Genomic DNA, 26658 nt, shown 5'->3' on the forward strand with positions numbered 1-26658 from the left:
ACATTTTTAACATAAAGAAAGCTGTCGAGACTTTCTCGACAGCCTGAAGAGGCCTCACGGCCTCTTTCCTTACGAACATCTGCTGTATCCGCAGTTGGAGCAGTTTTTGCAGCCTTCGCTGTTGATCAGCGAGGCGGAGCCGCAGGACGGGCACAGGTCAAGGGATGTGGCCGCGTTGCGGGTAACCGCGTATTGGGCGGTAGTTTCCATCACGACTTCTTGCGTGGCCGTGATGTAGTCTTCGGCGGTATCGGTGAAATCGCCATGCATTTCAAGCGCTTTGGCCACTGCGTCAGCGATCGATTCAACGCGGTTGGCGCCGAATCCGATGGCGCCGGAACCGCCGATGCCCTTCAGGTGCTTCACGAGCAGCTGTACTTTGTTGCCGTGATCGCCGTAGCGGAGGAACAAGGAGCAGACGCGGCCGAGTGCTTCGGACATCGCGAACACGTCGGAGCCGGCCTTGCCTACGTTCAAGAAAATTTCGCTCGGCGTGCCGTTCATATCATTGATCGTAATGTACGCCATGCCGAAAGGCGTATTGAATTTATAAGTCGCACCGCGCAGCGCTTGCGGACGGCGCTTATACTGCTTGTCGAACACTTCCTCCGTCTTCGCGTCGATGTTCACGGACAGCGATTGCGACAAGCTGGACAACGAGGAATGGTCGTTGGCATTCTCTGCAGACGCGGCCGGAGCCTGCTCGACCTTCTTCTCTTCCTTCTTCTCCGTGCTGAGCACCTGCACATCGCGGCTGCCGTCACGGTAAATCGTTACGCCTTTGCAGCCGAGATCGAAAGCAAGCTCGTACAAGCGTTTCGTTTCTTCGACCGTGAAATCGGACGGGCAGTTCGCTGTTTTCGAAATGGAACTGTCCACCCACTTCTGGATGGCCGCCTGCACACGGATATGATCCTCCGCAGACAAATCCATCGATGTAACGAAATAATCCGGGAGCTCTTCGTTCGGATGCTGATCCTTCCACTGCTGAGCGATCGGAACGTACTGCTTGTCGAATCCGAGTCGGCTTTGGCGGTAATATTCGAAGGCAAAGTACGGTTCGATTCCCGTCGATGTGCCGACCATCGTCCCCGTGCTGCCCGTAGGCGCTTGAGTAATGACCGTCACATTGCGCATGCCCTTCTTCTTCACGGCGGCGCCGACTTCCGGATATACGGAGGTCATCGATTTCATAAAGCCGCTTTGCAGGAATTTATCGGCCTCGAATTGGGTAAACGAGCCCTTCTCCTCGGCGATATCCGCAGAAGCGAGGTAAGCCTCCCGCGCCATAAAGCCATAAATTTTATCCAAAAACTGCAGCGATTCCGGACTGCCGTAACGAATGCCGAGCTTTATCATCAATTCCGCCAGCCCCATTGATCCCAAGCCGATACGGCGTTCATTCTGCTGGTTCAGACGGTTTTCTTCGAAATGGTAAGGCGTCTTGTCGATGACGTTGTCCAAGAACCGTGTCGAGTAACGAACGACTTTGGCCAGTTCATCCCAGTCGACGTCGTGATTCGCCTCATCGTAAAACTTCGACAGATTCACGGCCGACAAGTTGCAGACGCCCCAAGCGGGAAGCCCTTGTTCGCCGCACGGATTCGTGCAAATGATCGGGTTGAAGTACCAGCTGTTGGACATCTGGTTGTAATATTCCATAAAAACGACGCCGGGCTCCGCCGATTTCCAAGCCGACTCGATGATCGTATGCCAAACGTCGCGCGCTTTGACCGTACGGTAGGTAATAACGGCTTTGCCGGTCTTCCGCCACTTCTCCAGATCGCCGTCCCAAATGTCGTTGTACTCGGGGTCGGTCGTATCCGGGTATACGAGCTCCCAGTCCAAATCTTCCTTAACGGCTTTCATGAAGCTGTTGCTCACGCAAACCGACAGGTTGGCGTTCGTAATTTGCCCCATCGTCTGTTTGACGGTGATGAAATCGACCACGTCCGGATGCCAGTCGTTGATCATCAGCATCAGCGCGCCGCGGCGGCTTCCGCCCTGTTCGATCAAGCCGGTCGTATAGCTGAACAGCCCTCCCCATGAAACGGCGCCGCTGGAGGAACCGTTCACGCCTCTGACAACGGAACGCCGCGGACGGAGCGAGGACAGATTGATCCCTACACCTCCGCCGCGCGCCATAATTTCCGTCATTTCCGACAGCGTCGCCATAATGCCGCCGCGGCTGTCATGCGGAGACGGAATGACGTAACAGTTAAACAGCGTAAGCTCGTCGCTGGCGTCCGCTCCTGCGGCGATGCGCCCGCCGGGAACCAGCTTCCAGTCGTCCAATATATAACGGAACTTGTCCGTCCATTCTTCGCGCTTCTCCGGTGTTGCCTCTACTGATGCCATGGCAGCGGCCAAGCGATCCCACATTTGCTGCGGTGTTTTCTCAAGCGTTAAGGTCAGCTTCTCGACCGACGACTCTACGACGTCGCCGCTGCGCAGCTTCACTTTAACTTGTCTGCCCTGACGTTCAATCACTTCACCGACTTCCTTCGCGGGAAATTTCGGATCATCTTTGGTCAATACCAGAACCGTATCGCCCACCTTCGTATGGCTCGTATCGGCGTCCTTCATAGCGTAACGGTCCAGAAATATTTTCTCGCTTAAACCTTCCAATTTGGTCTGCTGCGTAGTTTTCAAAACAACAACCTCCCGGAATAAATGATCAGCCAATTCGTCAAATCACAATATCTGGTATGCGAAATTCATTATACAATACAATATATAGTGTATCGAATGAGATATCCTTGAAATTGCCGAGTTAGTCCGAGCCTCTCCCGAATTCTCTTCAATTTTCTTCGTTTTGCTCTCTTTTTCGTTCACCATAACTATAGTTTATTCGACAAAATCCGTTTCTTCTAACGCGTGGGAAGAGGACTTTCGACACGTTGACGAGCCCTTCACTTCGTCTCGAACCGTCCCTCACTGCGATCTGGACGGGCCTTTTGTAACTGAGCCTATAATCGGCCTTTCAAACTTTTGACAACTCCGTACAACGTTGTTAGTCTAAAATTATCATAACACAAACATCCGCAGAAACGCAAACACACGTTCCTGTTTCCGCGCAACCTGTATAACTTAAGGAGGATCATGCGATGCCGCAGCAAATATGGTTTCAGCAAGGGCTGCTTTCCAAAGAAGAGGTTCGAATTTCACCCGATGACCGCGGGTATTATTTTGGGGACGGCATTTATGAAGTGTTTCGCGTGTATCACGGCCGTCTCTTCGAAGCAGACGCCCATTTCGACCGGTTGGAGCGGACGGCTGCCGCCCTGCGGATCCCGCTTCCGCTCCCCCGCGAAGCGATGGCTGCGAAGCTCCGGGAACTGATTGCGGCGAACGAGCTGCAAACGGGCACCGTTTACATGCAAATCACACGCGGAGAAGCCCCGCGCTCCCACCCGTTCCCGGCCGACGCCGCACCGGTGCTGTTCGCTTCCGCGTCGGAATACGGACGGCCCCTTGCCTCCATGCAGCAAGGGATTAGCGCCGTAACGGCGGAAGATATCCGCTGGCTGCGCTGCGACTTGAAGACGCTCAACTTATTGCCGAACGTGCTTGCGAAGCAGGAGGCGCTTGATCGCGGCGCGGACGAGGTGATCCTGCACCGCAGCGGTACGGTAACCGAGTGCAGCGCGTCCAACGTCATGATCGTCCGGGACGGGGCCGTCTGCACGCACCCGGCCAACCATCTCATTTTGCACGGGATCACAAGGCTGGTGGTACTCCGGCTCGCCCGGGAGCTCGGCATTCCCGTCATCGAAGAGCCGTTCACGATCGACATGCTCCGGGAAGCCGACGAAGCGTTCATTACCGGTACAACGGTGGAGGTGACGCCGATCGTCCGCATCGATGACGCCCCTGTGGCTCAAGGCATCCCCGGTCCGGTCACACGAAGGCTGCAGGCAGCCTTTGAGCTATTAATCGGCCTTTAAATCCGCTTTGCGCTCTGCGCGGTCCCCACAACAAAAACTGTACCGCCGTCCAACGTATCGCGCATGCGCCGTCAGGGGCGGTACAGGGTTTTCCCATTCAAGATCCGTTATCTCCGCAAATTCCATTCGCGGTTATCGTACTTCTCCTTCACCAGCTGCTGCGCCAGCTCGCGCTCGTACAAGGTCAGCTCGCCTTCCACGAGCCGGATGCCAAGCCCTTCGGCGATGCCGGCGGCGAACGCCTCGTCCACAGCCTCAAGCCCGACGGCGTCTCGTCCGGCATCCCGCATCAAATCATTGATGGCCACCGCTTTGCGGAGGAATTGCTGTTTCATCCGATCCTTCACCTTATCGCTGGAGAACAGCAGCAAATCGAACAGCGCATCCGCGTCCAGATCGAGCAGGATCGAGCCGTGCTGCAGCACGACGCCTTTCGCCCGCGTTTGCGCGCTGCCCGCCACTTTCCGGCCCTCCACGACCAGCTCGTACCACGAAGGAGAATCGAAACAAGCCGCCGAGCCCATGGACGCGTACTTCTGCTGGTCGTCCTCGCTTGCCAGCTGCACCATATCGGCTTCCAGCCCCAAACGGCGGAACCCGAGCAGCAGCCCGTGGCTGAGCACCCGGTACGCCTCCGTCACGCTGCCCGGAATGCCCGGATAGTCCTCGGAGACGATGATACTGTAGGTCAGCTCCTGATCATGAAGCACCGCCCGTCCCCCGGTCGCCCGCCGGACGAAGCCGAGCCCCGCACGTTCCACCGCTGCGAAATCGACTTCATCCTTCGCCTTCTGAAAGTATCCGATCGACAGCGTCGCCGGCGACCAGCCGTAGAACCGCACCGTCGGCGGCACCTTCCCTTCGCTGTGCGCCGTCAAAATCGCCTCGTCGACCGCCATATTGTAGGCCGGAGCCCCATGCCCCGACCGAATGAACCGCCACTCTTCAACCATTCCCCATCACCAGCTTATATATAGGATCTGCGCCCCGAAAGTGCGCTTCCCTTCATCATAATGCATTCGAACGCCGTTTGAAAGCCCGCCCTTTCGTGCATACTAAAAATTAACTCTGGCTTGCCTGGTTAAAAAGCTCGGCTACCAGAACCGATGCAGCTTTTTAACCGATCTCTAGCATCGTGCCGATGAAAAAGGAGCGAAAAACCCTCATGCAACCTACCGAACGAAAAGAACACGTGCGGCCGTTGAACGAGCATGTCGAGCTGCATTTTGAACGGGATTGGTTCGAGGAGCTGCATGCCCGGGCGCAGCGTAACGGCCCATGGGACGATTGGACGATGTTCCGGCTGGCAATCGAAGCCGAGCGCTCCGGCTTAATCCGGTCGTTCGACGAGCTTCTGTGCCTGACGCATCTGCCCAATCTCGTGCCGATGGAGCATCAGATCGATACGGCCAGGAAGGTGCTCACCGAAATGCGCGGTCGCGCCATTCTCGCCGACGAGGTCGGTCTCGGGAAGACGATCGAGGCCGGTCTTATTTTGAAGGAATACTTGATTCGGGGTTTGATCAAAAAGGTGCTCATTCTCGTCCCCGCTTCCCTCGTGCTGCAGTGGGTCCGCGAGCTGAATCAGAAGTTCGGCATCCCCGCCGTCGCGCAGAAGAAGGAATATATGTGGGCGCAGAACGACATTATCGTCGCCTCGATGGATACCGCGAAACGCGACCCGCACCGCAGTATCGTGATGGAGCAAGAATACGACATGCTGATCATCGACGAGGCGCATAAGCTGAAAAACAAAAAAACGACCAATTACCAGTTCGTCATCGAGCTGCGCAAAAAACATTGCCTGCTGCTGACCGCCACCCCGGTGCAGAACGATCTCAAGGAGCTGTACAACCTGATCACGCTGCTGAAGCCGGGGCAGCTCGGCGGACAATCGAGCTTTCAAGCGAACTTTGTCGTCGACAAGCGGGTGCCGAAGAACGAAGGTCAGCTGCAGCAGGAGCTTAGTAAAGTGATGATCCGCAACCGGCGCAGCGACGGCAACGTCTCGTTCACGAAGCGCGTGGTGCGCAACATCCCGCTTCAGCTCTCCGCGGAGGAACAGGCGCTGTACGACGGCGTCACCGACTTCGTCAAAGGACGTTATGAGGAGTCCGGCGGCGATCTCAGCAGCATCCTCTCGCTCGTTACACTGCAGCGCGAAGTGTGTTCAAGCCGCGACGCCGTGTTTATTACACTGGTCAATATGTTTAAGAAGACGGAAGAAGACTCGCCGATCCGCCCACGTATCTGGGCGCTGGTCGAGCTCATTCGCAGCATCAAAGCAAACACGAAGGCGGAGAAAGTGCTCGAGCTGATCGAGTCGATTCAGGACAAGGTCATTATTTTCACCGAATACCGCGCTTCGCAGGAGTATCTGCTGCAATATTTGAAGGACCGCAAAATTACCGCCGTCCCGTATCGCGGAGGAATGAACCGGGGCAAGAAGGATTGGATGATGGATCTGTTCCGCAACCGCGCGCAAGTGCTGATTGCGACCGAAGCCGGGGGCGAAGGCATCAACCTGCAGTTTTGCCACCATATGATCAACTTCGATTTGCCGTGGAACCCGATGCGCGTCGAGCAGCGGATCGGCCGGGTACACCGGTTAGGACAGCAGCAGGACGTGAAAATATATAACCTGTCGACAACAGGTACGATCGAGGAGCACATCCTTTCGCTGCTGCACGAGAAGATCAACATGTTCGAGCTCGTCATCGGCGGGCTGGATACGATTCTGGAGCGACTGGAGAAGACCACTTCCCTGGAATCGCATCTGGCGAAAATGATCCTGTCTTCACGCAGCCAAGACGACATCCGCCGGCAAATCGACGACCTCGGCCAATCGTTCACACAGCTGCGCAGCGAAGTGCAGGCCGAGGCGCAGGACGGCGAACGGCTGTCGTCGCTGCTGAACGCAGTCGGCCAAACCATTTCTCCGCATTCCGCCGCAGGCGGCGAGGAGGTGCAGGGATGACGATGAACGCGCAGCAAATTCAATCGTTCGTCCTCCGCTACCTCGAAGCCGAGCAGTGCGAAATTATGGAGAAGCATCCCGCTTACGTCACGGTGAAGCTTTCGCCGTCGGCCGATCGGGATTTAACCCACCGGCCGTATTATTGGAGCTTCGTCGAACGCACCGGGGTCACGCCGGAGACGATGACGTGCACCTTTATTTTCGACCCTGACGCGTACCGCGAGCTCCATCCTCAGGTGCAGCAGCCCGGCATCAGCACCGCCGCGCCGCCGGGGATGGCCGGGGCGGGCGCGCCTGCGGGCGGCACAACCGGTGCAGCCGCAGGCAGCCCAAGCTCTGCCGCCGCGAACGGCCAGGCTGCGCCGCCGCTTCCGCAGCCGCAGGGCGACAGCATTCTCGGCCGTTACTTCGGCTTCGTGCCAACGGCGTTCACCGCACGAGTGCCGCGCGACGAGGTGACGTACGGCAGCCGCCGGCTGGAGCAAATTTTCGCCGCGGTGCGCGCCAAAGGGAAGTTCGTACGGCTGTTCGAGGCCTACGTGCCTCCGGAGCCGCGGCATACGCAAACGATCCCGTACGAAACGTGGCTCGCCGTCAACTACAAGGTCGAGCTGACGAGCGACATGAAGCGCAGCGAAATTCATTCGATCGGCATCCAGCTGCAAACGGGCGAAATCCGCGAGCAGTTCCAGGAATGGATCGCCGCCCGCAAGCTGACGCCGCGTCTCCCCGCTCATGTGTACGTGACGCCGGACAAGATTACGCTGCCGCGCGCCGTCCTGTTCCTGGAGCAGTACATGGAAGCGAAGCTGGCCGCCTACGATCACCGCTGGGCCGAGGAGGCCCGCCTCCGTCTCGCCGAAGAACACGCGCGCGTTCGCGATTACTACGAGCCGATGCTGCCGACGGCGGAGCCCGAAGCGCGCCCGGAGATCGAGGCGCAGTATGCGAATCGCACGCAAGAAGTGGAATGGCAGTATCGGCCGCGCGTCCAAATATCCGCCATCAATTGCGGATTGTTCCACGTCCCCGCTGCGAACGGGAGACTCTCCTGACGAACGCGCGCGAAAGCTAGCGTTTTTGCAGGAAAAGTATTTTGTACGTATCTACAGGTTCTAACAAACTTTTCCCGGCATAACTTGTACAATAAGAGCATATTCGCTCTTGCGGCGCACAGGAACGATGCACCGACTCCACGCGAAGCAGGTGAATGATATGAAGAAGCTAACGTTTCTGCTCTCGGCCTTGCTGATCGGGACAAGCCTGCTGGCCTTCGGGCCGGCGCCCGAAACCGTTTCCGTTCATGCCCGGCAGGACGAATTGCCCGCTGCCGCACTCAAGCAGGCTGTCGGCGCGCGGACCTTGCCGACCGGCGTCCCCGCTCCCGAACTGCGTGAAGCGGTCAACCGCTTTATCTCGCAGCTTGCCGAACAGCCCGGCTTCGATACCTGGCCGCAGGCCGAGTGGACAAGCCAGCCGCTCGGGCCCGGAACGCACGGATGGATCATCCTGGTCCGTTCCGGAGGACAAGAAATCGGCTATCTGGTCGTGCATGCCGACGAATCCGGCCAATACCTTCTGACCGAGTACGGTAAAGGCAGCTTCCCGCTTTTCAGCGCAAACACGCTGTACCAAAGTCTGGTACGGCTTGAACTTATCGAATATCCTTATCATGCCGAGCGTTTATATTGGAATCCGCTGCAGGCCGTTTGGAAGGTGTCCGTCGAGAACGCGGACCGGATTTGGTACCTCGACGCCAAGACGGGCGAGGAGCTGCCAATAGCCGAATCGGATCTGCCCTCCCCCGGAGAAAACATGTCTTCTTCCACCATGAAAACGTTCACGAAACTTGATTCGTCGCATACAATAATAGAAACCGGAGAAACAACGCCTCACGATCCTTACGGTACCTTGCCTTGGGTGCGCGGCGAACAGGCTGCAGACGGCAGTTTCCCCCGGGTCCGCGAGCGGATCGAGGCCGGGCAGCCGCCGGTTTTTGCGGCCGAGCTGTATAACGGCTCCGTCACTGTGCCGCTCGCCGTAGCCGGCTACCAGCTTTGGTCCGGCGGCGATTCGTTCGTACAGGTCGCGCAGGACGGCGACCGGTTCATTCCACTGGATGCGTTAGCGCGTCTGGGCCGTTTTTACCCTTAACCTACGGTTTTTCTCCTCTCTTCCCTATATATCGAAAAGCTTCCTGTGTTGCCGTCGGCAGCAGCCGTTCTTCCAGAACGCGCCCATGCTTTCGGGAACAAGAAGCTTTTCCTTTTTTTTTGCGGATCAAAGCGGCTCACCGTTCCTTTTCTTTACGCCGCCCCCAACGCCCCGACCACATCCGCAGCGCGAGCGGCAGCATGCCGAACCATCGAACCTCCCAATGCTCTTTTAATTCTTTCCGCCCGGCGCGCGCCTGCTTACGCACTTCCTTCGGCGTTTCCATGTACCTCACGACCCGTTCGATCACATATTTCGCGAGCTCGTCGCCCTTGACCATGCGCACCTCTCTCCTTTCCTCATCAGTATGCGCACCGGGGGGTTGCCGCAAACCCGAAAACCGACTTATAATAACGCCAGAAGCGTAAAAACACGGTCCGGTCGGTAGTCCGGATGCACGGAACCCCCGCCCGTCCCGGCCCCGGGAAGCGGCTGTTTCCGTGTCGTAGCCTTCCCCCTCGGGATGTCCCTCGCTCCTGTATTCCAAAGGAGGGGAACGTCATGCAGCTTACGGTTTATCGGGATGGCGAATTTTGGGTAGGTGTAGCGGAGGAAGAAGCGGACGGTCGATACAAAGCGTGCCGACACGTCTTCGGCGCGGAACCGCACGATGCGGAGGTGCTTGAGTTTATTAACGCCACGCTGCCGCGGCTCTTCCGCAGAACCGCCTCCAGTGTGGAGGCGCCAATATTTACGGAGCGCGGACGCATCAATCCGAAACGGCTCACACGCGAGGCGGCGAAAGAGATGGAGCGTCAAGGCATTCGCGATTTGGCCAAAGCAGCGTTAATGGCTGAGCTGGAGCACCGCAAGAAGACACGCAAAGTCGCCTCCCGCGAGCAGAAGGAAGCCGACAAGGCACGCAAGCGCGAGATCGCCGTTCAGAAAGCCAAGGCACCGCGGCCGCTAAATCTTTGACGTCCTGCATGAAACGATGCATGCGGGCAAACACCCGTTCACGTTCGCCGCACCTTATCGTGAAGGCACCCGGTGGACGGGTGTTTGCCGTTTCGTTGACACGGAAGCGCTCCAACAAAAAAAAGCGGAGCTGCGATGCGCCTCCACTCACGCGCACTAGCCCCGCTTTTCCACTCTCACGACGGTCTTTACATTTTCACAATCCTTACATTTTCTCCGGCGCGTCCAAGCCGATCAAAGCGAGCCCGTTCGTCAGAGCCACGGTCGTCGCTTTCGTCAGCGCCAGACGCGCCGCCTGCACGTCCGCGTTCACATCCGCTTTCAGAATCGGACACTCCTTATAGAAACGGTTGAAAACCTGCGCCAGATCGATCAAATACCGGCTGATGATCGAAGGCTCCAGCTTGTCCATCGCCTGAACGACCCGCTCCTTGAACAGGTGCAGCTCGCGAACGAGACCCTGCTCCGCCGGTTCCGTCAACAGCTCCAGCTTCGCCGACGCCGTATCGACCGCACCCGCTCTGCGCAGGATGCTGCAGGCACGGGCATGGGCGTACTGCACGTAGGGCCCGGTTTCGCCTTCAAAGTTAAGCGCCTCGTCCCACGAGAAGACGATGTCCTTGATCCGGTTGTTCGACAAATCGTTGAACACAACCGCGCCGACCCCGACTTGACGCGCAACTTCTTCCTTGTTCTCGAGCTCCGGATTTTTCTCTTCGATGATTTCGCGCGTTTTCTCGATCGCCTTGGTCAACAGCTCTTCCAGGTTGATGACATTGCCCTTGCGCGTCGACAGCTTCGCGCCTTCCAGGCTGACTTTGCCGAACGGCACGTGGACGAGCTGCTTCGCCCAGTCATAACCCATCAGCTCGATCACCTTGAACCATTGCTGGAAGTGCAGGCTTTGCCCGGCATCCGTCACGTATACGGCCTTCTCGAAATCGTACGTGTGCTTGCGATAAATCGCCGCCGTAACGTCGCGCGTATGGTACAGTGTTCCGCCGTCCTTCTTCACCATCAACGCCGGAGGCATATTGTAATCTTCCAGCTTCACGAGCAGCGCGCCATCGTCTTCCTCGAGCAGCTGTTTCGTCTTGAGCTCCTCGAGCACAGCCGCCATCTTGTCGTTATAGAAGCTCTCGCCCGCGTACGAATCGAACTTGACGCCGAGCAGATCGTACATCTTGTGGAATTCCTTCAAGCTGATTTCCACGAACCAGCGCCACAGCTTGTGCGCTTCTTCGTCGCCCTGCTCCAGCTTCACGAACCAGGCGCGCGCTTCGTCCTCCAGCTCCGGCTTCACGTCCGCTTCGTCGTGGAACTTGACGTAGAGGCGCTGCAGCTCGTCGATGCCGCCGGCTTCCACCGCTGCCTCGTCTCCCCACAGCTTGTAAGCCACGATCAGCTTGCCGAACTGCGTCCCCCAGTCGCCCAAGTGGTTGACGCCGACGCTGTTGTAGCCGAGAAATTTGAAAATATTGTACAACGCCCGCCCGATCACCGTCGAACGCAGGTGTCCGATATGAAACGACTTGGCGATATTCGGAGACGAGAAGTCGATGACGACGCTTCGCCCTTCCCCGATATTTTGCGAGCCAAAGCGTTCGCCCTGCGCCAACACCTCGCTCACCACATCCGCTGCGAACGACGCTTTATTCAAGAACACGTTCAAATAACCGGCAACGGCTTCCACCCGTTCTACTGCCGGATGCTCGCCCCAGCCTTGCTGCAGCTCCTCGGCGATCGCCTGCGGCGCTTTGCGCAGCTGCTTGCTCAGCTTGAAGCACGGCAGCGACAAATCCCCCATCTGCGGATTCGGCGGATATTCGATCCATTCCGCCAGCGCCTCCACGCTCACGCCTTCCAGCTTGGAAGCCGTCTGCTCGGCCAGCCATAGTTTGTAATTCATCCGTATAAGCCCCTTTCCCGATTGCGGCACGCTGCCGACAAACGCCCGCATACGACAAAGCACCCCGAGCGGGGTGCCTCCGTACGGGGCGCTGCTTTGTTGCTGTCGTCAAACTTCACATACTTTCCATTATATCGACCCGTGAAAATCGAGTCAAGCCGCTTTCACCGCTACTTTCCCAACCGTTCCAAGGCTCTGGCCGAACAAACATTCACAGCATCTTCTGCATCAGCACGACATTCAGCAGCCGTCCGAATTTCACACCGACCTCGCGCATCGTCCCCACCGTCTCGAAGCCGAACAACCGGTGGAGATGCAGGCTCGACGCGTTGCCTTCCTCGATGCGGGAGAGCACGGTATGCAGTCCCGCCTGCTTGCCTTGGGCGAGAACCGCTTCCAGCAGCGCTTTGCCGATCCCTTGCCCGCGGTACCCGTCCCGGATGTATAAAGACAGCTCGCTCGTTCGCGCATAAGCCAGCCGGTCCGAATACCGGTTCAGCGAGCTCCAGCCCGCCACGATACCGTCCAGCTCCGCCACCAGCACCGGGAATGCGTCCCCGTGCTGCTCGAACCATTGCTCCTGCTGCTCCAGCGTGCGCGGAACCGTATCGAACGTGGCCACGGTGTTCGCGATCGCTTCATTATAGATGTCAAGGATTTGCGGTACATCCCTTAGATGGGCTTGCCGTATGCGCATGAATTTCCCAACCTCGCTCTGCCGTAGAATCTCTTCCTTCAACTTCTATCGTAACAAAAATAGCAGGCAAGCGCACACCGGTGCAAGATTAGTATTGCTTTGATCAATTTAAGGATCTATATAAAGAACTACATGCGATCGCGTATGTGCTTTTTTATTGAACGAACGGGCAGAATTAGCTCAAAATAGAATGTGATATAATGTGTACCAGTTCGTGAAGGGAGATGATGATGTGAAGCAATCCATCCAAATCTGGCCCGGAACAAAAAAAAGATGGCGATAACTCATTTGGTTGATCGCTTTCGAAAATGCTCCGATGAGAAGAATTATACATTGATTCGGTACGATATCATTGTAGGCTTAAAGAAAATGTACGACGAATTAAAAGATGAAGAAATTAAGCAAACAGCTTTGCAATGGATAGAATCTGAAGAAGATATCAAATATCGTAAGAAGTATGCTGCTATATGGTCAAATAAATAAACACTAATCGCACGGAGGTTGCACTAAACATTCCTGTAAGGACTAAGAAATGACCTTTGTCAAAAAAGGAGCGCCTCGGTATGATGGGTTTGTCGACGGGTTCGAAACCCAACACCATCAAAAGAAACAAGGAGAACCGTGATAATAGTCCATCCAAGAGCGATCCGAAAGACGCACTGGTCATCGCAGATGTCGTCAGCCGTGGCTACTACTATGAATACACGCGACAAGCTAACGTCTTCCAAAGGCTTCGCACCGTAATGAGCGATCGGGAGTTCTGGGTGACCCACAGCGTGCGCCTGCAAAACCGGATCATCCGGTGGTTGGATATTCGTTTCCCCGAATACACCTCGGTGTTTAAGGATTGGACTTGCAAACGTTCCATGGCCACCCTAAAAGAGTTCCCATGCCCGCAGGATCTTGAGTCTCGATCAGTAGCGGACATTATCACGAGTTGGAGGGAGCATATGCAGAGAGCCGGCGGCTCCACCGGTACTCAAAAAGCCGCGCAGCTCCTTTCTCAAGCCAAGCGGAGTGTGGGGAACCTTACCGCTGTCCATGAGGCTAAGCAGGATTTAGGGCGGCTAATTGAAGAATACGAGCGCATTGTTGAAATGCTTCAAAAGATGGAAAAGGATGTCATAGCACTGCTTAGTGAAATTCCTATGGTCGAACAACTTCGGTCCATCAAAGGATTAGGTCCCATCTTTATTGCAGCCATTCTGTCAGGTGCTGGTGACCTGAGACAGTATGCCCATGGACGTCAGTTGCTGCGTAAAGCAGGCCTAAACTTGGCTGAAAGTATGTCAGGAAAACGCAAGGGACAGATTGTCCTCTCGAAACGGGGAGATTCTACGTTGCGAAAATATATGTATCTAGCGACGATCGTACTCACTGCAACGAATCCTGTCTTTCGAAAGTTGCATGAGCGTAACATTCGAGCCAAACATATGAAGAAGCAGCAATCTGTGTTGAAACTTCTTGGAAAACTGGCACGAATCCTTATCGGTATCGTTGGGCGAGGGGAAACATTTTCTCCGGAAAAAGCAGGGATTACCTTAACTCAAGCTGCTTAAGATATACTGAAAAAACGTAAATTGACTCATTCGCAGGATTCTAACAAAGAAAGCACGGAGGACCGAGTTCGTTCTCCAAAAGGGCACAGACCCATCCGCTAAACGCTATCGGTCTCCACACCTTGGACAAGTGTAACGATGGAATGTAAGGGCGTTGACCCGTTGAGCCGTGGGATGGTAAACATCCAGGGATGTTGTGGAGTATGCGTGCAGTAGAGAGTTGAATCGAAGAAGCGTTCACACATTTCTTCTATTCCCGCATGCCCAAATAACACACCAACGGTTCTTGTAATTTACTTTCCGAACAATTCCTGTTTTCCGGGGTGATGGAATCCTGCGAATGAGTGAGCATACGTGAGATAAACCCTTAAAACCGAGGGACGGAGAACGATAGTTCAACGAGCAACATTTATTACTTTAGAGAAAGTGCGAATATATATTCGTATCAGTTAACCCCTGAGTCTAATGTGGATCATAAGATTGATGCTAGGATCATGGCCTATATGGGATAGCCCAAGCCTTATACTCATGCCTTAAAAACAATGAAGCGTACGATCCGTTTAAGCATGCGCAGCGGCGGACTAGGACGCGAAAACAAAGTCCCAGACTGCCGCTGTTTTTATTGCGCCATCGTGTCCCGTTAGCTTAGCTTTGTTCACCATCTTTGACTTGTAACAATCGTAAACTATTGAGTGTAACAATTAAGGTTGCCCCCATATCGGCGAAAATCGCCATCCATAGCGTAAGCCATCCCGGAACGATTAATAGCAGTGCCACCACTTTAATTAACAGTGAGAACGCTATGTTCTGCTTGATGATCGCGAGCGTTTTTCTGCTTAGACTCATGGTGTACGGAAGCTTGCTTAAATCATCGCCCATTAAGGCAATATCCGCTGTTTCAAGGGCTGTATCGGTTCCGGCTCCACCCATCGCAATACCGACAGTAGACGCTGCAAGAGCAGGAGCATCGTTTACCCCATCGCCAACCATAGCGACATTAACGTACTGCGAACGAAGCGTTTTAATATACTCTAATTTATCTTGCGGCAAGAGTTCCGCTTTGACTTCGGCAATGCCCAAACGCTTGCCGACAGCATCAGCGGTTGCTTTGTTATCGCCGGTGAGCATGATGGTTTTCTTGATGCCAAGCTCATGCAGCTTTTGAATGACGTTTTTGCTTGATTCCCGTACTTCATCGGCAACCGCGATAAGTGCCAGGATTTTTGCTTCTGTTCCAAGGACCATGACCGTTTTCCCTTGGTTTTGCAGCTCTTCGATTTGGCGTTTTGCTTCTGTTTCCATTGATGTGTGCAGTTCAGCGAAAAGCTTTGGACTGCCCATGTAATAACGCTGTCCATTGATCCTTCCTTTTACCCCTTTACCGGTAATGGAGCTGAATTCTTCCGCATCGGCTTTAAAGTCAACTTGTGCCGCTTCTGCTTTTCTTAAAATCGCGGAAGCTAGAGGATGCTGCGAGCCTTTTTCAAGGATGGCTGAAATTTTTAACATTTCATGTTCATGTTCGCCAAAGGTGATAAATTCCGTTACTTGCGGCACGCCTATTGTCAGCGTTCCTGTTTTATCAAAGGCAACAGCGGAGATCCGTCCTGCTTCCTCCAGGTGAATACCACCTTTGATAAGCACGCCGCGTTTTGCCGCATTACCGATTGCCGTTACAATCGATACTGGAGTGGAGATAACAAGAGCACACGGGCAGCCAACAACAAGAAGTGCTAACGCTCTATAAATCCATTCGCCCCAGCTGCCGCCAAGCAGCGGCGGAACAACTGCGATCACAAGCGCCACCATCATTATTGCTGGCGTGTAGTATTTCGCGAACCGGTCCACGAACGCTTGTGAAGGAGCTCGCTCGGCTTGTGCCTCTTCCACCAGGTGAATGATTTTCGAAATCGTAGTATCTTCAACGGTTTTGGTTACTTTTACTTCCAGTAATCCTTCTTCATTAAGCGTCCCTGCAAACACTTCATCATCGATGGTCTTGGTAACCGGAATCGATTCGCCGGTGATGGCTGCTTGATTGACGCTAGACGAGCCCTTAATGACAATCCCGTCCATGGCAAGCTTTTGCCCAGGTTTTACAATCAGGATATCTCCAACCTGGATATCATCCACGTTTACCATCAGCTCGGTGCTGCCGCGACGAATGAATGCTTCCTTTGGTGCAATGTCCATCAAAGAGCGAATCGATTGACGAGCTTTCTCCATCGAATACCGCTCTAATACTTCGCTGATGGCGAAAAGAATGACTACAGTCGCCCCTTCGCTCCACTGTCCAATGGCTGCAGCACCTAAAATCGCAATGGTCATTAACACGTTCATATCAAACTGAAACCGGAAGAGATTTTGGACACCCTTAATAAATAATTCATAGCCACCAATGACAATCGACGTCGTATAGAAAATAAACGAAAGCGAATGATCTTCACCCAGAATGTAACCGGCAGCAAGCAGCAGAGCAGAGACAACCACGTTCCAGTTTTCTTTCCAAAACGGCCCTTTCTTTTCGACGACATGCTCTTTTTCAGGTGTCACTTTCAGGCTTTCAAATGCCCCTGCCTTCTCTAATTCCGCTACTGTCGCGTTACCAACAACGGTTATTTTGGATGCTCCGAAATTGACTTGTGCATCCTGAACTCCAGGGAGATTTTTTACGTTCTTTTCAAAAATACCGGCACAGTTTGTGCATGTAAACCCTTGAACGCGATACACGTTTTTAGCTTCTGCATGATTTTGCGTATTATTGTCCAACTGGCATCAACTCCTGATTATGCGTCGAGGCAAGCTTGATGAGCTGCCGCACATGTTCATCTTCCAGAGAGTAAAACGCGAGCTTTCCTTCTTTCCGGTATTTGACCAGGTTCAATTTTTTTAACGTTCGCAGATGATGCGATGCCGATGCAAGCGAGGATCCGATGATATTTGCAACATCACAAACGCACAGCTCATCTTCCTGGCACAGAGCAAATGCTACTTTCATTCTCGTTTCATCGGCGAGCACCTTAAACATGTTCGCCATGCCCGAAATATCTTGCTTCTGCAGTGAGTTTTGTACCCTTTGCACCGTTGCTTCATCAAAACAATACCGTTCACATGTATCATTTTCAGTCATGTAAGCACCTCCATCAATCAAACAATAGTTTGAGTATAGTGTTATGATAATCCCGATTTTATATTCCGTCAAACGTTGATTTGAATGAAATTAAAAACAGCGTGCGAATTAGATGAGACTAAATCACACGCTGTTATTCGCACTTCCACTTTAGTGAACGCAAAAAAAAGCAAGACCCCCAACCATCGGTTAAGGGCCTTGCTTTGCTTAATGCGCTCGAGAGGACTCGAACCTCCACGGCTGTTACCCCACTAGAACCTGAATCTAGCGCGTCTGCCAATTCCGCCACGAACGCTCAATCATTACTGTCCCCTTGGGGACAAGAAGTATAATAACATCTTCAGACATAGAAGTCAACAGGTTTATCTATATTTTTTGTGATGCCGTCCACACCCATTCAAGAAACCCAAAGTTTTCGAACCAGCCAGAAAATGAACGCCCATATCGGAAGTGTAAACAAGATGCCGAATACGATTCCGCGGATTGCCGAGCCTTGTTTCATCGTACAGCCCCTCCCTACCGTTCGTTTCCTTAGATCCTGTAGGTACCAGATGTATTCGCTTTATTCGGAAATCATGACTTGTCCGCCGATAGAAGGCATCTTTTTCGTGTACGTCCATATAATGGCTTCAAAGGAGGGATCTCCATGCTCATACTGCTGCAACTGGCGGGCGGGGTCTTGCTGGCGGTTCTGCTGTGGACCGTCTTGAAGTGGACGCTGCAAGCGTTGCTCTGGGGTCTCGGTACAGTCCTGGCGATTACGCTTATTTTCCCGGGCGTGTTGATCATGATCGGCAGTCTGCTGTTTGTCGCTATAGGTCTTCTGGCGGCGTTAGGGCTGCTGCTGCTGGCTTCCGCTTTCCGTTCCTGACGCTCGCTTCAGGGAGAATTATCCTTCCCGGTAAGCCTGCAGCGCCTTGTGCGACCAAGCCACCAGCTCCTGCACGTCCCCTTGCTCCGGAGTATTGAATACATGCGTTCCCCGATGCGGGTTCGAACGGTCCACCAGCACCACTTCCCCCTGTACCCCTTGCTCCTTCTTCTGCACGCGCAGTACATAGTTGTTATCCAATTGAATGAGAGACGCATTCCGTTCCATGCTATCGCCGCCCCCTTTCCGCATGAGCTTTGCTCATTTCCCCTAAGTTACCCGGAAAAGAAGACGCTCATACGAACGAATCGCGCAACCGCTGCGATCCGGGTTTAGGCTGCGTCCTCCCATGAGGACGGTTCGTGCAATACGCATAACGTGCCCGCCTCGCAGCTTCTGCGAACCAGGTCATCGCGTCTCTTCTTCCTCGTCTCCGAACAGCTTCGTTCTCGGTTCGCTGTAAGGCTCGTAATGATACGCCCGATCCAGCTTGACGACGCGCCGGGTGCGCTTTCGAATCATGACGGTCGAATCGTCCCAGGCTACGACGAAGCCTCTCACATCGTTGGCTGGGTCGGCATCTCTAACGATCCTCAGCAACGTTCCTTCGATGCGGTAGCGGTCCAACTGCTCATCGGAAATCAAAGCAACCCCTCCTTCCGTATCTGCATAGTCCGTATAATTGAATGGTTCGAAACATAATAAATATACACCAATCGGGGGATACAATAAAAGTAAGAATCGATTGCCCTTGTAAAAAGAAAGAACCTGTCTGCGCTCCAAGAAGCGGCATACAGGTTCTATATTAGCGAATGTCCTACTTTAGCCGACATGCTCCCGAGAATCGTTCGTTTCGAACCAATAATCAAGCACTTTACTCGACATCACACGCTTGTTAATATAATCGACTTGCTGCTCGGTGAATTGCTCTTCCCAAGCCATATTGAGCTCCTTGCAAAGCTTAACGACCGTCAACAGTTCAGACCAAGCTACGTAACGTTTGTACCAAAAAAATTGAGGATGCTCTATCATATAGGGATACAGATCATCAAAATCCGTATGTTTACAATCAAGGGCACGTTCGAAATGCACCTTCGCCTCATTCAATTTGGTCTCGAAAAAATCATTCGGAATTTCTTTCCCCATGCAAGTAGCACCTCCCCAAGTAGTCAGTCAGATACAACTGCCATTCGCGTTACTCATGGTCGCTTACCCTCATTATAAAGGAAAAACTACCGGGATGGAAGGCTTTTAGTTCGAAACAGGCGATGCAAATGTTGTTATTCGAACTCGATCTTCCCGTCTGCGAGCGAGGCAATGCGGACGAGCGAATCGACCCTGACGCCGGATTCGCGAATCGTCCGGCCCCCCGCCTGGAACGATTTCTCAACCGCGATACCGACGCCGACAAGCGTCGCGCCCGACCGGCGAATGATGCGAATGAGTCCGCGCGCCGCATCGCCGTTAGCGATGAAGTCGTCGATCAGCAGCACACGGTCGTTCTCGTTCAAAAATTCTTTGGAAACCATAATGTCCGTGACAAAGCCTTTCGTGAAAGAAGGCACCCGTTCGCAGTACGTTTCCGTATCGGTGTTCAACGTCTTCTTGCGGCGTGCGAAGACCAAGGGCACGTTCAGCTCCTGCGCAGCCGCGAAGGCGATCGGAATACCCGAGGACTCGATCGTCAGCACTTTCGAAACTTGCTCTTCCCGGAACAATCGGGCGAATTCCTTGCCCATCGCCGTTGTCAGCACCGGATCCACCGCATGATTCAAGATCGCGTCCAGCTTAATGACTTCATCGGAGAGGACGATGCCGACCTCCCGAATTTTTTGCTTCAATAACTCCATGCGCTCCACGCCCTTCGAATATACAATCTTTTTTCGTAAACTTATCATAACGGCAAAGCAGGTTTCAAGTGCCACTTGATGAGCAAATGAAAATTTCTTGCAACTTTCTGCTTCTTAATTCGTCTAAATGAGTAATAAGAGGAAGAAATAACGTTCCTTAGCACGAGAATATCCATATGAAAATGATAATTGTTCGTTTTCAAAATTTTTAGCGTTTATTTGAACGAATTTCGTCTTTGTTAACGGAGGCGCGAAAGAGTATGATTAGTAAGGTTATCAACCCATACGTTACACGGAAAGGGAGTTCATGATGAAACGAAAGAAAGCCTTCATCGGGTTCTTGTCCGTTGTTATATGTTTGGCCGCCTTGGCAGCCGGATGTCAGTCCAAACCGGTCGCGGTCGAACCCCAGAAGCAGCCGTCCGTGCAGGAACAGCCGCCGGTTTCCCCTGCGCCCGCGCCGGAAGCCGAGTCAGGCACACCAGATAACGCCGTCCCCGCCCCGGCAACGCCGCTGCCATCCAATGAGAAAGTATCTTTGGCCAGCGCGGAAGACAAGACGGAACAACCTTCGGCAAACCCCGGCAGCGGGAATAACGGCGCCGCCGGCACGAAGCCGAAAATTGAAATTGAACGCCCCTATACGCAAGCGAAACCGACGCTGCTCGGTTTGACGCTCAAAACGAACGCTTCGGCCATTGTGAACAAATTCGGCAAGCCGAAGAACGAATTCGTGATGGATGAAGACTCGGACCCGATGACGGTGTACGATTACGGCGATTTCCTGATCGGCTTTAACGCCAAGCAGGAATTGCATTTCATCGACGTCCGCAGCAGCGATGTTGATCCAGGCTTGAACGGTCTGAAGCTTGGCGATCCGGCGGCCGACATCAGCAAAGCGCTCGGCAAACCGACGGCCAGCTCCAACTATGTCATGACGTATAAAGCGAGCGGCGCGACCTTGAAGCTCGATATCGATCCGAAGACGCAAAAGATCAATTCTATCAAACTGTTTGCCGAATAAAGCAGCGGCAAGGCCCAAAAAAGCCTTCGAGACCGGGATTACCGGGTCGAAGGCTTTTTCATTTAACTTTGGAGCTGACCGGCGAACGCTTGCGGTATCTCCGGTAAACGAAATAACCGGAGAGCGCGATGACGACAACAACCGCCGCCGTAACCCCCATATAATGGTGCGTCGCATGCAGCAACCGGGGCGCGTTCCTTCCAATCACATGCCCCAGCGTAAGAAACGATGTGCACCAGACGAGCGCTCCGGAACCGGCGAACAGCAAATACCGCCAAATGTTCACGTTGCTGACCCCGGATAAATAACAAGTGAAATGCCGAATGCCCGGTATGTAATAACCGAAGGCGACCGCCCACAGCCCATACCTGGAAAACCAACGCTCGGCGACCGTCAATCGTTCCGGCGTAAGCTTCACCCATTTGCCGTAGCGGTACAGAAACGGCTTGCCGACTTTCTTGCCGAGCGCATAACTGACAAGCATGCCCGTCATGGCTCCGCCGAAGCTTACGATAAGCGACGGTCCGAACGATAGCAGCGGGTCACTGCCAATTGTAAGCGTCCCCACAGTCGTCATGAGGATTTCGTCCGGAACCGGAATTCCAACAATCCCCAACGCCAATAACCCGTACAGAGCGATATACCCGTATTGTTCAATTAATTGCAGCAGATGCTCCAAGATGACACGCTCCAGCGTCGAATTTCGGCGGCGATCCTTTTTCAAAGGAGTCAAGCCATTAAATATTGTATCAGAAACTTGTCCAATTCCCAATAGACAATTCAGTCATCAGGACCCATCTGTTTTCATAAGTTATAGTAAACAAGCCTTACCTAAGGAGGTTATGCGTACCCTATGAAAAAATGGGGAAGCATCTTGCAGGTCAGCTTCACCTATATCGGCACCGTCGTCGGTGCCGGATTCGCCTCCGGCCAAGAAATCTTACAGTTTTTCACCCGATACGGTTGGATGGCAACGATCACGATCGGGATTGCCACCCTGCTGTTCACATGGCTCGGCATCAAGCTGATGCTGATGGCCGGCGCGATGAACGCCAAATCGTACGAAGATTTGAATCGTGTGCTCTTCGGCAAACGGATCGGCAACGCCGTCAGCTTGTTGACGATGGTGTCGTTATTGGGAGTCAGTACGGTCATGCTGGCCGGCGCGGGCTCCGTATTCTCGGAGCAGCTCGACCTGCCTTATCAGTTCGGACTCATCTTCACGCTGACCGCCGCCTACGTGCTGCTGGTCCGGGGAATGGACGCCATTATGGCAGTCAATTCCGTTGTCGTGCCCCTGATGGCCGTATTCAGCATCCTGGTCGTATGGAATGCCCTGGATACCCCCGGTGCCGCCAACTGGCTGCGGCTCGAATCGGATTATTCGACGCTACGCATCTGGATGGCGCCGTTTCTGTACGCGGCCTTTAACTTGACCATGTCTCAGGCGGTGCTCGTTCCGCTCGGGGTGAAAGTAAAGGATCGTCAGGCGCTCATTTGGGGCGGCGTGCTCGGAGGCGTGACGATCGGGTTCATGCTGATGGCGGCGCATTTCGCATTGTCTTCGCAAATGCCGGGCATTCTGCAGTTCGACATTCCGATGGGACAACTTATTCAACGTGTAGGAGGACTCCTTCAGTGGCTGTTTTTGTTCGTCATTTACGGAGAAATATTCACGACCTTATTAGCCGATGTATACGGCCTTTGTCTGCAGATCGAGCAGCGCTTCCGCTGGTCCTACCAAATTGTGCTGCCCGGCGTGCTTGTCTTCAGCTATGCCATTAGCCAAATCGGCTTCAAAACGCTGATCTCGTCGCTTTATCCGTTATTTGGCATGCTCAGCATGGTTTGGCTCGTGCTGATGATGATCCGCCCCAGCGAGCCGCTGCGCCCCCCGAGCTAGCGCCAGGACGAGCGCCAGCCGAAGCAGCATCATCAAGGCGGCGGCGAACGTAAAGACGAAGCCGCACAGCAAATAGCCGTAATGATACGGCGGGTATGATGCCGAATCGCGCAGCACGGCAACCAAATCCGTGAATAGAAACAAGCTGCCGATCAGGAACAGCGCAAGCAGCACATAATCGAAAAACGTCCATTGCAGCAGCTGCGGCGCCGCCTGTCTGAACAGCGAAGCAGCGGTACGAGGCTTCGCGTCTCCAACCGCCTCCGGGGATAGCGCCCCTTCGGCTTGAACAGCAGCCTCGGGCTGAGGGTCAAGGCCGGCCCCCGACTTGTCGGCCGGCTTGCTGTAAATCATCCAAATGAAAAGAAACGCCGAACCGGTCGCGGCAAGCCCTAGCACGCCGCCGATTACGGCAAGTAACGTCATCATGCGTTCCACCCCCTATGCGGATCATTTATGAATATCGGGCAAGCTCATAAACCGCCCATACAAATAAAGCAAACAAAGCGGCCGGCAGCGCGAACAAACCGCCAAGCAGCAGCCCGCTGCCGCCCGGTACACGGGCTTTGCGCCATAAGACGGCCTGGTTCCAGCGCTGAAGGGGGGGACCGGGGACGAGCGGCGCGTCCGACGTTCCGCATTCCGGCGAATGCTTGATTTTTCCGCGCTTCCAGCCGACCTGATAGGTCATTTCACGCGGGGTTCGGTTCTCCGTCTCCATATGAGGAAGCACCTCCGGTTCATTTGTGCTATTGTAATAGTAGTCGATATGTTGGGAAAAATGCAATGGTATGCGAACTGGAGGGAATGATCATGTCGAAAAAAGCCGCAATAACCGGGGGTGCGCAAGGTATCGGGAAAGCGATCGCGCTGGCGTTCGCAGACAAGGGTTATGAAGTGTGCATCGCCGATGTCGACCCGGAGGCCGGCGCGGAAGCGATTCAGGAGCTGCGCGAGCGAGGACATGAAGGCTACTTCATGCAGGTCGACGTGGGTAAAGAAAGCGATGTCGAGCGATGGTTTTCATGGATAGAGTCGGAGCTTGGCCATATCGACGTACTGATCAACAATGCGGGCATTGCACGGAACGCGCCTATGCTGGAGCTGCCGCTCGCCTCGTTCGACGAGGTGCTCGGCGTTAATTTGCGCGGCGCTTTCGCCTGCTCGCAGCTTGCCGCAAAGCTGATGAAACGCCAGGGCTCGGGCGCGATCATCCATATGGCTTCGACGCGCGGCTTGATGTCCGAGCCGAACACCGAGGCTTACGCCGCTTCCAAGGGCGGCTTGCTCGCGCTCACTCACGCGATGGCGGTCAGCTTGGGCCCTTACGGCATTCGCGTCAACGCGATCAGCCCCGGCTGGATCGAAACAGCCGACTGGCAGAAGACGTCCGAGCGCCGTACGCCGGTTCATTCCGAGCGGGACCGCTTGCAGCACCCGGTCGGGCGTGTCGGCAAGCCCGAGGACGTCGCCGCTGCATGCTTGTATTTGGCGGGCGACAGCGCAGGCTTCATTACCGGGCAAAACCTCGTGATCGACGGCGGCATGACCGTAAAGATGATCTACGAGGAAGAGTAGGGACTCAAGGTTCCCGAGCAGAGACAATTTCGGAGGAGATTGGAGCATCATGTGGTTTGTACTAGCGGCGGCTGCGGCCGCCTGCTTCGGTTTAAGAGGCATTTTATATCAATGGACGTCCAAGCGTCCGCTCGACCGCAACCTGATGTTGTTCGGAGTGTATTTATCGGGCACATGGATTACGCTCGCAGCGGCGCTTGCGCTGCGGGCGCCCTGGACCCCGGCCGTAGGGCTGGGAGCGTTAATGGGGCTGTTCTCGTTCATCTCGAACGCGGCCATGTATAAAGGGTTTGCCGTCGGCAAAATGTCGCTCATGGCCATGTTTACCGGCCTTCCGCCGGTTGTCGTCGCGCTGTTGGCGTTCGCCGTCTGGGGAGAACGCCTGAGTGTATGGCAGCTCCTGGCCTTTGTCGTTATTATGTCGGGCCTCCTGATGGTCCGTTACTCGAATGACCTGTCGCTGCGCAACCTGCAGGGCGCGCAATGGGGTGTGCTGACGATGCTCTTCTTCGGCTTGACGGATTTTTTCACCAAGCAGGCGACGCTGCTGGGCGCTGCGACCTTCCCGACCCTGGTCGTCATGTATGCCACCGGTGGCATTCTGTTCTGCTTCATCTGGCTGCGGCAGCGGGGCCAAGCGTTACATGCAGCGGATATGGTCCGGCAGGCGCGGAACGAGACAGCGGCGGATGCGCAGGGAAATGCGTCTACGGACGCGAAGGACGGCGGCGAGCCGGTCAACCGGACCGATGGGTCCGCCGCTTCAAGCGGATCCGGCCCGGCTGCGGCCAAGCCGTGGACTTGGCGCCGGACGCTGCTCTGGGGCATGACTGTCGGCATCACGAACGCCAGCGGCATGATGCTCGCCATGCCTGCCTTCAAGCTCGGGACGACCGGGCTCGTGTCGGCCGTGATGGCCGCCAATGTCGTGCTGGTCATGCTGTACGCGCGCTTTGTGCTGAAGGAAAAATTCACCCGGCTCGAATCGGCCGGTTTGATGATCGGGTTAACGGGGATTGTGCTCCTTAAACTTCTTTCCTAGCTTCAAACCGAACTCATTCAGAGCTTCAAACCGAATCCATTCAGAAGCTTCTAACCGAGCCAACGAACCGTAGCGGAACTTTGATCTTCCTTGCTGCCTCCCCGTCACGGACGGATAGCCGCAATCGTTCATCATCGTTCCGCTATTTCTATAGGATCGCCTTACAGCTTGCGTTATCGGTTTAGTCGGACGACCGAATCGGCTGTAAAGCGCGCGGTATAAGCGTCAACCACATGCCGATGGCACGTGAACAGCAGAAGCTGCCCCCGTTCCGAGACGCGCTGCAGCAGGTCCAAGCTTCGCGCGAGCCGGTCGTCGTCGAAATTGACGAACAAATCGTCCATAACGAGCGGCATGCGTACGCCATTCGCCGCATATTCGTCGGCGAGCGCGAAGCGAATGCACACGTACATTTGCTCGGCCGTCCCCCGGCTGAGGCGCGACGTCTCGACGAGCTGTCCGTCCTGCCGCTGGGCTATGACACGCTGCTCGCCGATCGGAGCAAGCATGCGTTCAAACCGGCCTTCGGTTATAAAAGCAAAATCCTGCGAAGCCCTTTGCATCACGAAGGGCTGTTTGTCGTGCTCGAACAAACGTTTCGTCTGCACGATCAATTGGCTGCACAGCGCATGGACCGCCCAGCGCTTGGTCAGCTGCGCCAGTTCGGCGCGGCGCTCCTCCGCAAGCTGAAGCAGGTCCGCATGCGCGCGGCCGTCGGCCAGCCGCTCCTGCTCGAAGCGTGCGCGGCTCCGCGCTTCGCGCGTTTCCTCCAGGCGACGGCGCAGGTCGCCGATCGCTTCCCCGAGCGCGGCCGCCTCCGCCTCGAGCTCGTGCTCGCTGCGGTTCCGCAGCGGCTCCAGCGCCGGCTCCCACGCCTCGCCGAGCAGCGTGCGCAGCGCGGTCGCCTCCTGCCGCCGCTCGCCCAGCAGCTCACGGCGGCGCAGCGCCTGACGCACCAGCCGGCGCAGCGCTTCGCCGCTATCGGCGCCGGCGGCGCGGTACAGCTCGCGGCGGCGCTCCCTGACGCGCGCCTGCTGCT

27 protein-coding genes and 1 tRNA gene are annotated in these 26658 nt (G+C 54.9%); 12 read left to right on the forward strand and 16 right to left on the reverse strand.

The window, feature by feature from the left end:
* Positions 1 to 69: 69 nt before the first annotated feature.
* Positions 70 to 2652, reverse strand: coding sequence for an adenosylcobalamin-dependent ribonucleoside-diphosphate reductase (locus tag JMF85_RS22770; RefSeq protein WP_201318970.1), 2583 nt, complete (start codon positions 2650 to 2652; stop codon positions 70 to 72).
* 455 nt (positions 2653 to 3107) lie between these two features.
* On the opposite strand from JMF85_RS22770, the gene dat reads away from it, so the two are divergent.
* Complete coding sequence (dat, locus tag JMF85_RS22775) at positions 3108 to 3947, forward strand: D-amino-acid transaminase (protein ID WP_054798159.1); 840 nt, start codon at positions 3108 to 3110, stop codon at positions 3945 to 3947.
* Between the two features lie 107 nt (positions 3948 to 4054).
* Here dat and JMF85_RS22780 read toward each other — a convergent pair whose 3' ends face one another.
* Complete coding sequence (locus JMF85_RS22780; protein ID WP_054798160.1) at positions 4055 to 4900, reverse strand: lipoate--protein ligase family protein; 846 nt, start codon at positions 4898 to 4900, stop codon at positions 4055 to 4057.
* Between the two features lie 212 nt (positions 4901 to 5112).
* Here JMF85_RS22780 and JMF85_RS22785 point away from each other — a divergent pair, with 212 nt between their 5' ends.
* From JMF85_RS22785 to JMF85_RS22795, 3 genes are all read left to right on the forward strand, one after another.
* Entirely contained in the window at positions 5113 to 6924 is a 1812-nt protein-coding gene (locus JMF85_RS22785) for a DEAD/DEAH box helicase (RefSeq protein ID WP_201318971.1), read from the forward strand.
* The gene (locus JMF85_RS22790) at positions 6921 to 7979 is read left to right on the forward strand and encodes a YqhG family protein (protein ID WP_307720694.1); all 1059 of its coding nucleotides are present in this window, start codon (positions 6921 to 6923) and stop codon (positions 7977 to 7979) included. The genes JMF85_RS22785 and JMF85_RS22790 overlap by 4 nt, the downstream gene beginning before the upstream one ends.
* A 160-nt stretch (positions 7980 to 8139) precedes the next feature.
* On the forward strand, positions 8140 to 9078 hold the full coding sequence (locus JMF85_RS22795) for a hypothetical protein (RefSeq protein ID WP_127609588.1): 939 nt from the start codon (positions 8140 to 8142) through the stop codon (positions 9076 to 9078).
* A 136-nt stretch (positions 9079 to 9214) separates the two neighbouring features.
* On the opposite strand, the gene JMF85_RS22800 is transcribed toward JMF85_RS22795, so the two are convergent.
* Positions 9215 to 9418 carry a YqzE family protein gene (locus tag JMF85_RS22800; protein WP_054800490.1) on the reverse strand — a complete coding sequence of 68 codons (204 nt, stop codon included), beginning with the start codon at positions 9416 to 9418 and terminating at the stop codon, positions 9215 to 9217.
* Positions 9419 to 9639: 221 nt separating this feature from the next.
* Between JMF85_RS22800 and JMF85_RS22805 the strand changes: the two genes are divergently transcribed.
* Positions 9640 to 10056: a YjdF family protein gene (locus JMF85_RS22805; RefSeq protein WP_201318972.1), complete on the forward strand. Its 417-nt coding sequence runs from the start codon at positions 9640 to 9642 to the stop codon at positions 10054 to 10056.
* Between the two features lie 205 nt (positions 10057 to 10261).
* Here JMF85_RS22805 and argS read toward each other — a convergent pair whose 3' ends face one another.
* Together argS and JMF85_RS22815 are read right to left on the reverse strand one after the other, a co-directional pair.
* Positions 10262 to 11965 carry an arginine--tRNA ligase gene (argS, locus tag JMF85_RS22810; protein WP_054800492.1) on the reverse strand — a complete coding sequence of 568 codons (1704 nt, stop codon included), beginning with the start codon at positions 11963 to 11965 and terminating at the stop codon, positions 10262 to 10264.
* Positions 11966 to 12176: 211 nt separating this feature from the next.
* On the reverse strand, positions 12177 to 12662 hold the full coding sequence (locus JMF85_RS22815; RefSeq protein ID WP_201318973.1) for a GNAT family N-acetyltransferase: 486 nt from the start codon (positions 12660 to 12662) through the stop codon (positions 12177 to 12179).
* A gap of 333 nt (positions 12663 to 12995) precedes the next feature.
* On the opposite strand from JMF85_RS22815, the gene JMF85_RS28210 reads away from it, so the two are divergent.
* On the forward strand, positions 12996 to 13145 hold the full coding sequence (locus JMF85_RS28210; protein ID WP_230876321.1) for a hypothetical protein: 150 nt from the start codon (positions 12996 to 12998) through the stop codon (positions 13143 to 13145).
* A gap of 80 nt (positions 13146 to 13225) precedes the next feature.
* Positions 13226 to 14221 carry a transposase gene (locus JMF85_RS22825; RefSeq protein ID WP_236595958.1) on the forward strand — a complete coding sequence of 332 codons (996 nt, stop codon included), beginning with the start codon at positions 13226 to 13228 and terminating at the stop codon, positions 14219 to 14221.
* Positions 14222 to 14866: 645 nt separating this feature from the next.
* Here the strand turns inward: JMF85_RS22825 and JMF85_RS22830 are convergent.
* From JMF85_RS22830 to JMF85_RS22840, 3 genes are all read right to left on the reverse strand, one after another.
* On the reverse strand, positions 14867 to 16990 hold the full coding sequence (locus JMF85_RS22830) for a heavy metal translocating P-type ATPase (RefSeq protein ID WP_201318974.1): 2124 nt from the start codon (positions 16988 to 16990) through the stop codon (positions 14867 to 14869).
* Positions 16980 to 17351: an ArsR/SmtB family transcription factor gene (locus tag JMF85_RS22835; protein ID WP_201318975.1), complete on the reverse strand. Its 372-nt coding sequence runs from the start codon at positions 17349 to 17351 to the stop codon at positions 16980 to 16982. The genes JMF85_RS22830 and JMF85_RS22835 overlap by 11 nt, the downstream gene beginning before the upstream one ends.
* A 211-nt stretch (positions 17352 to 17562) precedes the next feature.
* A tRNA-Leu gene (locus JMF85_RS22840) sits at positions 17563 to 17646 on the reverse strand.
* Between the two features lie 351 nt (positions 17647 to 17997).
* Between JMF85_RS22840 and JMF85_RS22845 the strand changes: the two genes are divergently transcribed.
* Entirely contained in the window at positions 17998 to 18222 is a 225-nt protein-coding gene (locus JMF85_RS22845; RefSeq protein ID WP_054798497.1) for a hypothetical protein, read from the forward strand.
* Positions 18223 to 18240: 18 nt separating this feature from the next.
* On the opposite strand, the gene JMF85_RS22850 is transcribed toward JMF85_RS22845, so the two are convergent.
* The 4 genes from JMF85_RS22850 to JMF85_RS22865 form a co-directional block, all read right to left on the reverse strand.
* On the reverse strand, positions 18241 to 18450 hold the full coding sequence (locus JMF85_RS22850; RefSeq protein WP_127609596.1) for a hypothetical protein: 210 nt from the start codon (positions 18448 to 18450) through the stop codon (positions 18241 to 18243).
* A 180-nt stretch (positions 18451 to 18630) separates the two neighbouring features.
* Positions 18631 to 18867, reverse strand: coding sequence for a hypothetical protein (locus JMF85_RS22855; RefSeq protein ID WP_054798495.1), 237 nt, complete (start codon positions 18865 to 18867; stop codon positions 18631 to 18633).
* A gap of 177 nt (positions 18868 to 19044) precedes the next feature.
* Positions 19045 to 19368, reverse strand: coding sequence for a hypothetical protein (locus JMF85_RS22860; protein ID WP_127609598.1), 324 nt, complete (start codon positions 19366 to 19368; stop codon positions 19045 to 19047).
* A gap of 134 nt (positions 19369 to 19502) precedes the next feature.
* Positions 19503 to 20072: a xanthine phosphoribosyltransferase gene (locus JMF85_RS22865; protein WP_201318976.1), complete on the reverse strand. Its 570-nt coding sequence runs from the start codon at positions 20070 to 20072 to the stop codon at positions 19503 to 19505.
* A gap of 310 nt (positions 20073 to 20382) precedes the next feature.
* Between JMF85_RS22865 and JMF85_RS22870 the strand changes: the two genes are divergently transcribed.
* Entirely contained in the window at positions 20383 to 21096 is a 714-nt protein-coding gene (locus JMF85_RS22870; RefSeq protein WP_054798499.1) for a hypothetical protein, read from the forward strand.
* Positions 21097 to 21154: 58 nt separating this feature from the next.
* Here JMF85_RS22870 and JMF85_RS22875 read toward each other — a convergent pair whose 3' ends face one another.
* Positions 21155 to 21775 carry a DedA family protein gene (locus JMF85_RS22875; protein WP_201318977.1) on the reverse strand — a complete coding sequence of 207 codons (621 nt, stop codon included), beginning with the start codon at positions 21773 to 21775 and terminating at the stop codon, positions 21155 to 21157.
* Positions 21776 to 21949: 174 nt separating this feature from the next.
* Here JMF85_RS22875 and JMF85_RS22880 point away from each other — a divergent pair, with 174 nt between their 5' ends.
* Complete coding sequence (locus JMF85_RS22880; RefSeq protein WP_127609604.1) at positions 21950 to 22999, forward strand: YkvI family membrane protein; 1050 nt, start codon at positions 21950 to 21952, stop codon at positions 22997 to 22999.
* Here JMF85_RS22880 and JMF85_RS22885 read toward each other — a convergent pair.
* Together JMF85_RS22885 and JMF85_RS22890 are read right to left on the reverse strand one after the other, a co-directional pair.
* On the reverse strand, positions 22922 to 23428 hold the full coding sequence (locus JMF85_RS22885; protein WP_127609606.1) for a hypothetical protein: 507 nt from the start codon (positions 23426 to 23428) through the stop codon (positions 22922 to 22924). The two genes, JMF85_RS22880 and JMF85_RS22885, sit on opposite strands and share 78 nt — an antisense overlap.
* 25 nt (positions 23429 to 23453) lie before the next feature.
* A complete protein-coding gene (locus tag JMF85_RS22890) occupies positions 23454 to 23720 on the reverse strand; it encodes a hypothetical protein (protein ID WP_054798490.1) in 267 nt (88 codons plus the stop codon).
* 92 nt (positions 23721 to 23812) lie between these two features.
* Between JMF85_RS22890 and JMF85_RS22895 the strand changes: the two genes are divergently transcribed.
* A complete protein-coding gene (locus JMF85_RS22895) occupies positions 23813 to 24577 on the forward strand; it encodes an SDR family NAD(P)-dependent oxidoreductase (RefSeq protein ID WP_141336278.1) in 765 nt (254 codons plus the stop codon).
* 49 nt (positions 24578 to 24626) lie between these two features.
* Positions 24627 to 25619, forward strand: a complete 993-nt coding sequence (locus JMF85_RS22900) for an EamA family transporter (protein WP_201318978.1) — start codon at positions 24627 to 24629, stop codon at positions 25617 to 25619.
* A gap of 173 nt (positions 25620 to 25792) precedes the next feature.
* On the opposite strand, the gene JMF85_RS22905 is transcribed toward JMF85_RS22900, so the two are convergent.
* A partial coding sequence (locus JMF85_RS22905; protein WP_397376004.1) for an ATP-binding protein occupies positions 25793 to 26658 on the reverse strand: 866 nt, incomplete at its 5' end.

Source organism: Paenibacillus sp. EPM92 (genome assembly GCF_016586185.1).
Lineage (GTDB): Bacteria > Bacillota > Bacilli > Paenibacillales > NBRC-103111 > Paenibacillus_G > Paenibacillus_G validus.

Coding starts and splice junctions, on each gene's coding strand:
- dat (WP_054798159.1), top strand. CDS start 3,108: ATGCCGCAGCAAATATGGTTTCAGCAAGGGCTGCTTTCCAAAGAAGAG.
- JMF85_RS22780 (WP_054798160.1), bottom strand. CDS start 4,900: ATGGTTGAAGAGTGGCGGTTCATTCGGTCGGGGCATGGGGCTCCGGCC.
- JMF85_RS22785 (WP_201318971.1), top strand. CDS start 5,113: ATGCAACCTACCGAACGAAAAGAACACGTGCGGCCGTTGAACGAGCAT.
- JMF85_RS22790 (WP_307720694.1), top strand. CDS start 6,921: ATGACGATGAACGCGCAGCAAATTCAATCGTTCGTCCTCCGCTACCTC.
- JMF85_RS22795 (WP_127609588.1), top strand. CDS start 8,140: ATGAAGAAGCTAACGTTTCTGCTCTCGGCCTTGCTGATCGGGACAAGC.
- JMF85_RS22800 (WP_054800490.1), bottom strand. CDS start 9,418: ATGGTCAAGGGCGACGAGCTCGCGAAATATGTGATCGAACGGGTCGTG.
- JMF85_RS22805 (WP_201318972.1), top strand. CDS start 9,640: ATGCAGCTTACGGTTTATCGGGATGGCGAATTTTGGGTAGGTGTAGCG.
- argS (WP_054800492.1), bottom strand. CDS start 11,965: ATGAATTACAAACTATGGCTGGCCGAGCAGACGGCTTCCAAGCTGGAA.
- JMF85_RS22815 (WP_201318973.1), bottom strand. CDS start 12,662: ATGCGCATACGGCAAGCCCATCTAAGGGATGTACCGCAAATCCTTGAC.
- JMF85_RS22825 (WP_236595958.1), top strand. CDS start 13,226: ATGATGGGTTTGTCGACGGGTTCGAAACCCAACACCATCAAAAGAAAC.
- JMF85_RS22835 (WP_201318975.1), bottom strand. CDS start 17,351: ATGACTGAAAATGATACATGTGAACGGTATTGTTTTGATGAAGCAACG.
- JMF85_RS22845 (WP_054798497.1), top strand. CDS start 17,998: ATGCTCATACTGCTGCAACTGGCGGGCGGGGTCTTGCTGGCGGTTCTG.
- JMF85_RS22850 (WP_127609596.1), bottom strand. CDS start 18,450: ATGGAACGGAATGCGTCTCTCATTCAATTGGATAACAACTATGTACTG.
- JMF85_RS22860 (WP_127609598.1), bottom strand. CDS start 19,368: ATGGGGAAAGAAATTCCGAATGATTTTTTCGAGACCAAATTGAATGAG.
- JMF85_RS22865 (WP_201318976.1), bottom strand. CDS start 20,072: ATGGAGTTATTGAAGCAAAAAATTCGGGAGGTCGGCATCGTCCTCTCC.
- JMF85_RS22870 (WP_054798499.1), top strand. CDS start 20,383: ATGAAACGAAAGAAAGCCTTCATCGGGTTCTTGTCCGTTGTTATATGT.
- JMF85_RS22880 (WP_127609604.1), top strand. CDS start 21,950: ATGAAAAAATGGGGAAGCATCTTGCAGGTCAGCTTCACCTATATCGGC.
- JMF85_RS22885 (WP_127609606.1), bottom strand. CDS start 23,428: ATGATGACGTTACTTGCCGTAATCGGCGGCGTGCTAGGGCTTGCCGCG.
- JMF85_RS22890 (WP_054798490.1), bottom strand. CDS start 23,720: ATGGAGACGGAGAACCGAACCCCGCGTGAAATGACCTATCAGGTCGGC.
- JMF85_RS22895 (WP_141336278.1), top strand. CDS start 23,813: ATGTCGAAAAAAGCCGCAATAACCGGGGGTGCGCAAGGTATCGGGAAA.
- JMF85_RS22900 (WP_201318978.1), top strand. CDS start 24,627: ATGTGGTTTGTACTAGCGGCGGCTGCGGCCGCCTGCTTCGGTTTAAGA.